The sequence below is a fragment of the Chamaesiphon sp. VAR_69_metabat_338 genome (assembly GCF_031423935.1).
Lineage (GTDB): Bacteria > Cyanobacteriota > Cyanobacteriia > Cyanobacteriales > Chamaesiphonaceae > Chamaesiphon.
On the sequence record NZ_JANPGM010000651.1, the window covers coordinates 1 to 4,961 of the forward strand.

Below are 4,961 nucleotides of genomic sequence, written 5' to 3' on the forward strand. Positions count from 1 at the left end.
GCTGGCGGCATTGAGGGGTTAGGATGTTGGCTATACTTCGGTAGATTTGGCTGCCGATTTAAAAGGAGTAAATAACAATGCAAAATTTGCACTATTTAATCGAGAGTAATTTCTCTTATCCAGATTATGGGCAGTTGTTACAGCATCGCGATCGCCATAACCCGAATATTTTGCATTACTCCGTCCAACTTAACGATCTCGATTCGCTCGCATGGGAACCGATTAATAGCGGCAGGGAGAAAGACACAGGGAGATTGGCGGTTTGGCAAATCGATTGGCAGCGTTTTCAAGTTGATCGAACATCACATCAAGATAGGCATCGGGTGCGTCAAGCCATGCACATTTCTGTGGGAGAGTTTCACGATAAATGGCAATACGAACTGTACCGTTTTAATTGCGAATATTGGGCGCGATTGGTCGCGACTGGCGATTGTCGTTGCTACCAGATTGCGGAGGTTAAAAAGTTGGAACGGGTGCCGGTTTTAGGGGTAGTAATGGTCGGTATTGCCGGAGTCTTAACTGGCGCGTGGGAACATAATGGGTACGCTCAGGAGATAATCGATCGAGCTGGTATCGAGATGAGGGCGTAATTTCGATCGGGAATCGTGACGGTAAACCAGACACGGTATCCAGTGTCGATCGAGAGATAATAGACATATATTATCGATTCTCACCACACTTGCTTATGAAACCGCTGTTACAAGGTCAGGGATTGCCCCCATTTCCAGAAATCCAAACAGAACAGGTCGTTCCCGACATTACTGCACTGCTGGCTGAAGCCAATGGAGAGTTAACCAATCTCGAAGCGAATATTATTCCCACTTGGGCGGGATTAGTCGAACCACTCGATCGCATTGTCGAGCGACTGTCCTGGGGATGGAGTATCGTCGGACACCTAATGAGTGTTAAAAACAGTCCCGAACTGCGCGCCGCGTATGAAGAAATGCAGCCCCAGACAGTCCAGTTTTGGATGCGATTGGGACAGAGTTCCGCGCTGTATCAGGGCTATAAAGCGATCGCTGCCAGTCCCGAATTTGCCACCTTCGACGTTGCCCAAAAACGGATTATCGAAGCCGCTATCCGCGATATGGAGCTATCTGGAGTCGGTTTGACTGGCGCACCGAAGGAGCGATTCAATCAGATTCAGCTCGAATTAGCCGATCTCTCCAATAAGTTTTCCAATAACGTCCTCGATGCGACTAAAGCCTATAGCCTTACCCTGACTAAACCTGAAGAAATCGCGGGACTCCCCGAAAGTTTACTCGGTCAAGCTGCGCAATCTGCCCGAGCCGCCGGACATGAAGCCGCTACTCCCACCGATGGCCCCTGGGTAATTACCCTCGACGCGCCCAGTTATATGCCCTTCATGCAGCATAGCCAACGCCGAGACTTGCGGGAGCAAGTGTATAAAGCACTCGTCAGCCGCGCTTCATCTGGAGATTACGATAATCTCGGCAATATCGATCGCATCCTCGAATTACGCCGCGAGATGTCTAACATCCTCGGTTTCGACAACTTCGCCGAACTCAGCCTCGCCAGTAAAATGGCACCCACCGTCGCCGCTGTCGAAAATCTGCTCGAATCCCTCCGTAGTGCTAGCTTTGAAGCAGCCAAACAAGATCTCGAAGATCTCCGCGCCTTTGCCATCTCTAAAGATGCCCCCGAAGCCAACGATCTCAAACACTGGGACGCGGCCTACTGGTCTGAACGCCTGCGGGAAGCCAAATTTGACTTCAATGCCGAAGAATTGCGTCCCTATTTCCCCTTAGAACAGGTGCTATCGGGCTTATTTAACCTCGCGCACAGTCTGTTTGGCATTAATATTACCGCCGCCGATGGCCAAGCACCCGTCTGGAATCCCGACGTGCGCTACTTCCAAGTCGCTAACGAGCAAAATCAACCGATCGCATTTTTCTATCTCGACCCCTACAGCCGCCCCGCCGAAAAACGCGGTGGTGCTTGGATGAATGACTGCATCAGTCGCTCCAAATTGACCGATAAAGATGGGTCGAAAGTCCGTCTGCCAGTTGCGTACCTAATCTGCAATCAAACCCCGCCAGTAGACGGTAAACCCAGTCTAATGACCTTCGGCGAAGTCGAAACCCTATTCCATGAATTCGGACACGGCTTACAGCACATGCTCACCACCGTCGATTTTGTCGGCGCATCAGGCATTAGTAACGTCGAATGGGATGCCGTCGAGTTACCCAGCCAATTTATGGAAAACTGGTGCTACCATCGCCCCACCCTCCTCAGTCTGGGCAAGCACTACGAAACTGGCGAAGCATTACCCGAACACTATTATCAAAAACTCCTCGCCGCACGCACATTTATGAGCGGTAGCGGAATGCTGCGTCAGATCCACTTTAGCTGGTTGGATCTCGAAATCCACAACAAATATCAACCAGGCGGCACCGAAACCATTGCCGATGTCCGCAATCGCCTCGCCAAAATCAGCATGGTAATTCCGCCATTACCTGAAGACAATTTCCTCTGCTCCTTCGGACATATATTCGCTGGCGGTTATGCGGCTGGCTACTATAGCTACAAATGGGCGGAAGTCTTAAGTGCCGATGCTTTTGCAGCGTTTGAAGATGCTGGGCTAGATGATGCGGATGCGATCGAGACGACCGGGCGCCGGTTCCGCGATACAGTATTATCGCTGGGCGGTAGCCAGCACCCGATGGAAGTGTTTACAGCCTTCCGAGGGCGGGAGCCAGATCCAGCAGCGTTGTTACGTCACAATGGCTTAGTTGCTGCGAAGTAGTCGGCAGACTTGTGGTAGGGGCAATTCATGAATTGCCCCTACTGCTTTCAGATGTAAAATAGAGATTGAGTAAATAGCAACGCAGGCATATTAACATCATGCTTACTTCGATCGATAAAATCACCCAACTACTGCCACAGGTTTCTGAATCAGTACTGCAAGAAATTTGGACGATTCTAAATAATGCGGCAAATCATAGAGAATCTTTAGAATCAGAAACAACTGTTGTTAGAAATCACAGTGCTTTTTTAAATGGTTATGCCCCTGAAGATGAAGGGCTTTATGATGACTATTAAAGCTGGTGATTTTTGGCTAGCAGAAATTCAATATACGAATGGTGGTGTTGCTAAAAAGCGTCCAGTACTTATTTTATGGCTGGATGGACAAGATGCGATCGTTGCCGTAGTTACATCTGCACAACCTCGCACGAATACTGATGTTTTGTTAGAAAAATGGGCTGAGAGCGGCTTGAGACTTGCATCTACTGTTAGGCTATCGAGATTAGATTGTTTAGAGCAATCGCTGTTTACTAAAAAAATTGGTCGGCTATCTGAAACTGATGCGACACAATTGAAAAAAGTTTGGTCGGAATTTATTGAGTTACAATTTTGACATCGAAACCCAACACCCATAAATATTAATGGATCGAGACGACCGGACGACGGTATCGATTGTCATAAAATAGAAATCGAGATGCCAAAAAAATTTATCATTACCGCATTAACACCAGAACAGGAATTATTAATACCTGTTTACCGAGAAAAATGGGTGCCCATTGCATATTCGATGGCACCTCTAGAGCGCGATCGAGAAATTGCAGCCATCAATGCAGCTTATCGACTTTCTAATTATCCAGAACCAGAAATATTATTCTATGATAACCCACTGCAAGCAATTCGATCGCTCGCCAGAGTTGGCGAACGTCCACATGATTACCTAGGAAGAGATTTAAATATTAAATTCTCAAAAAGAGTACTCGACCATTTAACCAATATCATTAACAGACAAATAGCATTTGAATTGCAAGTTAAGATTGCGAATCGAATGAGATATCTCGATTCTCCATATTACTGGAATGAAGAGAACCCAATCATCTCTAGTTTTCTCTTTGAATCAAATTGCCTGCGGGAGCAATTGACGATCGATCTAGATAGATTCAATCCAGAATTAGAATACCAGCACACTTATAAGTTCACACACTCGATAACACGCCCCGCAGCATGGTCTGTTCATGCATGTGTTATCGATTTTTGTATTTCGGTACTGAAATTAGAATACGATCGACAAAGATGGCAAGCAATCCAACAACTCATTCAACACTGTGGATTTTTAATGAGGTTTGAGCGAGTATGTATTGCTTGCCCTCGTCCTGCTAAAATGTTATTTGATGATAATAAACAATTACATAGCGATCGAGAATCTGCGTTAGAATTTCCAGATGGCTATAGTGTTTATGCACATCATGGCAAACACCCAGATTATGATACCTATAATTGGCGAACATCATAAAATGTTAGGGTTTATTCTTCAACCCAATCTACCATGCAAGATTTGGCTCGATCGATCGTAGATTAACCCAGCTCGATTAATTCCTCTAACTATTCTGGAAATTCTCCTCGATCGACAATTTTAGTAAATCCTGTGTAGATTCGTAGATTGGATTTCGCGTCGGCTAAATCCAATCTACGAATAACCGATCGATACACTAGAAATGTTAGCATTCTTTCTCCAGCCCAAATCTGCTTACAGGAGAGAATTTAAAATGAAATCGATCGATCTTGTAGGATATATAGCGGCAACGCTGACAACAGCAGCTTTTTTGCCTCAAGTCTTGCAGGTTTGGCAATCTAAGTCAACAAAAGATCTGGCTTTACCCACTCTGCTATCATTTATTGCTGGAGTTTCCATGTGGCTGATTTATGGCTTATTAGTCAACAGTGCCCCAATAATTGCCGCAAATGCAGTTACATTGATGCTAAATTTGGCGATTTTACATTTCAAACTTAAATATGGGTAGATCGAGCTAAATTTACGCTCAAATAGTCAAGACAACCTACCATATCTGTTGTGGATGAAAGTAAATTTCCCACTCTCCATAGAACGTCAATTACGTGAATACCATGAGCAAGTATTCACACCAACTCCGCCAAAATCTTCGTAACCTCCCCTTGGTGGTGCCGCCGGTTATCATCGT

At 45.8% G+C, this 4,961-nt stretch carries 6 protein-coding genes; all 6 read left to right on the forward strand.

The annotated features are described in order from the left end of the window. Positions 1-77 precede the first annotated feature (77 nt). A complete protein-coding gene (locus RMO84_RS17915) occupies positions 78-590 on the forward strand; it encodes a hypothetical protein (protein WP_310489798.1) in 513 nt (170 codons plus the stop codon). Between the two features lie 95 nt (positions 591-685). Continuing rightward, positions 686-2,767 (forward strand): M3 family metallopeptidase, encoded by a 2,082-nt coding sequence (locus RMO84_RS17920; protein ID WP_310489799.1) that lies wholly within the window; start codon positions 686-688, stop codon positions 2,765-2,767. 98 nt (positions 2,768-2,865) lie between these two features. Then, a complete protein-coding gene (locus RMO84_RS17925) occupies positions 2,866-3,063 on the forward strand; it encodes a hypothetical protein (RefSeq protein WP_310489800.1) in 198 nt (65 codons plus the stop codon). Then, entirely contained in the window at positions 3,050-3,379 is a 330-nt protein-coding gene (locus RMO84_RS17930) for a type II toxin-antitoxin system PemK/MazF family toxin (RefSeq protein WP_310489801.1), read from the forward strand. The genes RMO84_RS17925 and RMO84_RS17930 overlap by 14 nt, the downstream gene beginning before the upstream one ends. Before the next feature lie 81 nt (positions 3,380-3,460). After that, the gene (locus tag RMO84_RS17935; protein ID WP_310489802.1) at positions 3,461-4,276 is read left to right on the forward strand and encodes a DUF6745 domain-containing protein; all 816 of its coding nucleotides are present in this window, start codon (positions 3,461-3,463) and stop codon (positions 4,274-4,276) included. Between the two features lie 253 nt (positions 4,277-4,529). Then, positions 4,530-4,784 carry a SemiSWEET transporter gene (locus tag RMO84_RS17940; protein ID WP_310489803.1) on the forward strand — a complete coding sequence of 85 codons (255 nt, stop codon included), beginning with the start codon at positions 4,530-4,532 and terminating at the stop codon, positions 4,782-4,784. Positions 4,785-4,961: the final 177 nt, after the last annotated feature.